Annotated in this window: 5 protein-coding genes; 3 read left to right on the forward strand and 2 right to left on the reverse strand. The window is 61.7% G+C overall.

The genetic code is table 11. The annotated features are described in order from the left end of the window. Window positions 1-43 precede the first annotated feature (43 nt). Both pdxT and pdxS read right to left on the reverse strand, forming a co-directional pair. Entirely contained in the window at window positions 44-679 is a 636-nt protein-coding gene (pdxT, locus tag E4U03_RS12270; protein ID WP_135014005.1) for a pyridoxal 5'-phosphate synthase glutaminase subunit PdxT, read from the reverse strand. Beyond that, the gene (gene pdxS / locus E4U03_RS12275) at window positions 679-1,596 is read right to left on the reverse strand and encodes a pyridoxal 5'-phosphate synthase lyase subunit PdxS (RefSeq protein ID WP_135014006.1); all 918 of its coding nucleotides are present in this window, start codon (window positions 1,594-1,596) and stop codon (window positions 679-681) included. Before pdxS ends, pdxT begins: the two co-directional genes overlap by 1 nt. 513 nt (window positions 1,597-2,109) lie before the next feature. Here pdxS and E4U03_RS13480 point away from each other — a divergent pair. The 3 genes from E4U03_RS13480 to E4U03_RS12290 all read left to right on the forward strand — a co-directional run. After that, window positions 2,110-2,742, forward strand: a complete 633-nt coding sequence (locus E4U03_RS13480; RefSeq protein ID WP_135014007.1) for a twin-arginine translocation signal domain-containing protein — start codon at window positions 2,110-2,112, stop codon at window positions 2,740-2,742. 175 nt (window positions 2,743-2,917) lie between these two features. Then, window positions 2,918-3,544 carry a glycoside hydrolase family 16 protein gene (locus E4U03_RS12285; protein ID WP_228066295.1) on the forward strand — a complete coding sequence of 209 codons (627 nt, stop codon included), beginning with the start codon at window positions 2,918-2,920 and terminating at the stop codon, window positions 3,542-3,544. A gap of 183 nt (window positions 3,545-3,727) precedes the next feature. After that, window positions 3,728-4,068, forward strand: a 341-nt coding sequence (locus E4U03_RS12290) for a GntR family transcriptional regulator (protein ID WP_135014009.1), incomplete at its 3' end; no start/stop codon positions are given.

Below are 4,068 nucleotides of genomic sequence, written 5' to 3' on the forward strand. Positions count from 1 at the left end.
GGGGCGGCGGGGGCTTTAGCGGCGGCGGTGGAGGCGGACGCTTCTAGGACGCCTCTGCCCGGCTAGTCAGGCCCAGCAGGGCCCGGTGCACGGTAGTATCGCCGGTGAGTTCCGGGTGGAAAGAGATGCCCAGCAGGTGGCCCTGCTGCACCCCGACCACCTGCCCGGCGTGACGGGCCAGCACGGTGACGTCCTCCCCCACCTGGGTGACAATGGGGGCGCGGATGAAGGCGGCCTTCACCGGTGCCTGCCCGCCTGCGCCGGTAACCGGGCCATCACCGTCCGCCCCGGTAGCATCCCAGGCCAGCTCGGTTTCTGCGGAGTCAACCTGGGAGCCAAAGGCGTTGCGGCGCACGGTCACATTGAGCAGACCTAGGGTCTGCTGGCCTGCCGCCGGGTCCTCAATCTCCCGAGCCAGAAGAATCAGCCCGGCACAGGTGCCCAGGGTGGGTAGGCCACCCGCGATAGCGTCAATGAGGGGCTGGCGCAGGCCAAAAATCCTGGTCAACCGGTCAATGGTCGTCGATTCCCCACCGGGAAGAACCAGGACGTCCAGCTCCTCCAGCTGCTCGGGGCGCTTGACCAAAACCACCTGTGCCCCCAGCTTCTCCAGCAGGGACGCGTGCTCGGCGACCCCGCCCTGCAGGGCAAGGACGCCAACAACAGGGCGAAAATTCACTACCAGCCACGCTCCGCCAGGCGGTGGGGGGCGGGCAGGTCTGCCACGTTAATACCAACCATGGCTTCGCCCAGGCCGCGGGAGGCGTCCGCAACCGCTGCAGGGTCGTTGTAGAAGGCGGTTGCCTTGACGATGGCCTTGGCGCGGGCCTCGGGGTTGCCCGACTTGAAGATGCCGGAGCCGACGAAGACGCCGTCCGCACCCAGCTGCATCATCATGGCAGCGTCAGCCGGGGTTGCCACGCCGCCAGCGGTGAAGAGTACGATGGGCAGCTTGCCGGTTTCGGCGACCTCGCGTACCAGCTCGTAGGGGGCAGCGAGCTCCTTGGCCTTGATGTACAGCAGGTCGGGGGCGGTAGCGTGTAGGGCTTGCAGCTCGGCAATCTGGGTCTTGATGGTGCGGATGTGCTTGGTGGCTTCAGAGACGTCACCGGTGCCAGCCTCGCCCTTGGAGCGGATCATGGCAGCGCCCTCGGTGATACGGCGCAGGGCCTCACCCAGGTTGGTGGCACCGCAGACAAAGGGCACCTTAAAGCCGTGCTTGTCGATGTGATTGACGTAGTCAGCGGGGGAGAGAACCTCGGATTCGTCGATGTAGTCGACCTTGAGATGTTCCAGAATTTGGGCTTCTACGAAGTGGCCGATGCGGGCCTTGGCCATGACGGGAATAGAGACGGCGTCGATGATTCCCTCGATCATGTCGGGGTCGCTCATGCGGGCGACGCCGCCCTGGGCGCGGATGTCGGCGGGGACGCGTTCGAGGGCCATGACGGCTACGGCGCCGGCGTCCTCTGCGATTTTTGCCTGTTCGGGGGTGACGACGTCCATGATGACGCCGCCCTTGAGCATGTCGGCCAGGCCGCGCTTGACGAGGGGGGAGCCGGTAACGGTGGTTTCTGTGGTCTTGTTTTCAGTCATGGTTTCAACTGTGCCCCCTGATGCGGTCTAAGAATAGGGCCAGTTTCTAGCAAAGTTTTTAGACCATAGGCAAGGAGGTGGACGCCTGTCGGCACGTTTTAGGGGGGGCAAGCTGTCCCCAAACCCTAAAATTTTTTGGCTCTGCCAGTCAGCTGATGAAGAGGTTTGGGGGACAAACTTCCCCCAAAATCTTTGAAAAATGAGCTATTTTGCCCAAAGAACCCACCCCTGGGGACAGCTTCAAATTTTTTTCCAAAAAATTTTTTCACCAGACAAGTCTACTTTTACAAGGGTAAATAAAATTACTTCACGAGGAAGGTGGTTGTTTTGTCCCCCAAACATCCTATAAAGTTTTCAGCCGAAGCACAAGGGGCTAACCCAAAGCCCACAGGCTCCACCCAGGAGCCACGTGAACCCACCCCAGGGTTCACCTGGATTCCCCAAGAATCCACACCCCGGCTCTCCCCAAGAGTCTCCCGCCCCAAACAAATACACACGAAAGAGACCCAAACCATGCTTTCTGTATCCCGACGCAACTTCCTGTCACTGACCGCCGCAACCGCTGTAGCAACCGCACTGACCACCCAGGCAGCGCACGCAAACACCGGTACCGCGCTCAATGGCAACGGCCTGGCATCAGGCGTCCTGCGCTTTACCCCTCTGGCGGACGTCACCTACACCTCCCCCTTCGCCCAGGCCTTCACCCCCATGGGTGCCAAGACCTCCGACGCTCTGGTTGAGGCAACCTACACCACCTCGCGTCCTGCCGCTGGCACCATCTACACCCGCGTCATCGCACGACGCGTTACCACCGGTCGCGACTACTACACCGCCCTGCTGACCATCGGTAACACCGGCCAGCTGACCCTGCTGATCGAGCGCGTCATCAACAACCGCACCGTCATCCTGGGCCAGAAGGTCCTTGCAGCTACCGCCCCCACCTCAACCTTCTCTTATGAGCTGGCTCTCTCGGTGCGCGCTACCCGCCTCGTTGCCCAGGTCATCGTTGATGGCCAGGCCGTTGAAACCCTGGTGGCAAACGACAACGTCATCCCCTTCTACGGCACCCCCCCAGGGCACCGGCACCGGCATCAGCGTTTACGCAGGCCGCACCGTCCCCTCCACCCACGTTGTCTCTGCCGCTAAGGCCAAGGCAGACAACTGGGGCGAGCACCGCGGCGCTCTGACCGCTTCAGGCTGGGGTAAGCTCATCTTCGAAGATGGCTTCAACAACGGCGCAATCGACGGCGCTAAGTGGCGCGTGCGCGATAAGTCCTACGTAGGCTACGACTCCGGCGTCAACCTCAAGGAAGCCGTGACCATGGGCGACTCCTCCGCCAAGATTTGGCTGAAGAAGCTGGCTACCCCCGTCACCTACAAGGACGGCAAGCTGCGCGAATGGGCCACCGGCTACATTGACACCATGGGCAAGTTCTCCGCTGAGAGCTTCCGCCTGGAATACCGCGCCAAGCAGCCCGCCTCAAATCCCACTCAGATTGGTGCCTGGGGTGGCATCTGGATGCGCCCCAATAATACCGCCCTCCTCGGTGAAATCGATATCTCCGAGTCCTACGGCTACACCTCCAGCAAGCAGAAGGTTGATATCTCCAACCGTTCTGAGGGCACCGTGCACTACGGCCAGCAGCAGGGCAACAAGGCTAAGAAGAGCGCCCTGATTCCCGTACTGGGCCAGAACCTTGCCGATGAATACCACACCTGGGCAGTTGAGAAGACTCCTGCCGGTATCAAGTTCTTCTTTGACGGGGTTGAATACCTGTTCGTCTCGTTAGAGGATCCTCGCTACCAGGCCGCACTGCCTGCTGGTGAGCAGTTCAACATCCGTTTGTGCATGCAGGCAGGTAATGCCTACTGGGGTGGCCTCGCTGAGACCACCGCGGATTGCGCAATCGAGGTTGACTACGTACGCGTTTGGGAGTACGTAGGTTAGTCAGATTCCCTGGGAAGAATCTGATGCGAGAGGGGTGCCGGCGCCAGTAGCCCGGTGCCCCTTTTCGTTATGTTTGGGATAGATGCCCGCCGCGTGTGCTTCGCGGCGGGCATTTTTCATGGGGTGCGGACGCCGGTGGGCTAGTATCGGGGGAGCACGGCTTTGATGTGAGGGGAGTGTGGCGTGGCGGAGTATTCGCGGTTTGATCAGTTGCCGGTGAGTGTGTCGCGGTCGGCGCCGGGTTCTTTGCCGTCGCAGGTGGCTGAGCAGATTCGGGCTCTGGTGCTGGGTGGTTTTCTGGTGGCGGGGGACCCGCTGCCTTCTACCCGTGCGCTGGCTGAGCGGTTGAATGTTTCACGTGGAACGGTTGTTTTTGCGTATGAGCAGCTGGTTGGGGAAGGCTATTTAATCAGCGGACGCGGGGGCACCTGCGTAGCTGACCACCTCACCCTGGGGGCCGTGGGGGTTTCCCGGCAGGCTATTTCAGTGGGGGAGGTGGGCTCTTCGCGCCCTGCCGCCGTGGG

It is taken from the genome of Rothia nasimurium, assembly GCF_004569295.1.
Classification (GTDB): Bacteria; Actinomycetota; Actinomycetes; order Actinomycetales; family Micrococcaceae; genus Rothia; species Rothia nasimurium_B.

Excerpts from the sequence above, each read along its gene's own strand:
- pdxS (WP_135014006.1), bottom strand. The coding sequence starts at position 1,596 with ATGACTGAAAACAAGACCACAGAAACCACCGTTACCGGCTCCCCCCTC.
- E4U03_RS13480 (WP_135014007.1), top strand. The coding sequence starts at position 2,110 with ATGCTTTCTGTATCCCGACGCAACTTCCTGTCACTGACCGCCGCAACC.
- E4U03_RS12285 (WP_228066295.1), top strand. The coding sequence starts at position 2,918 with ATGGGCGACTCCTCCGCCAAGATTTGGCTGAAGAAGCTGGCTACCCCC.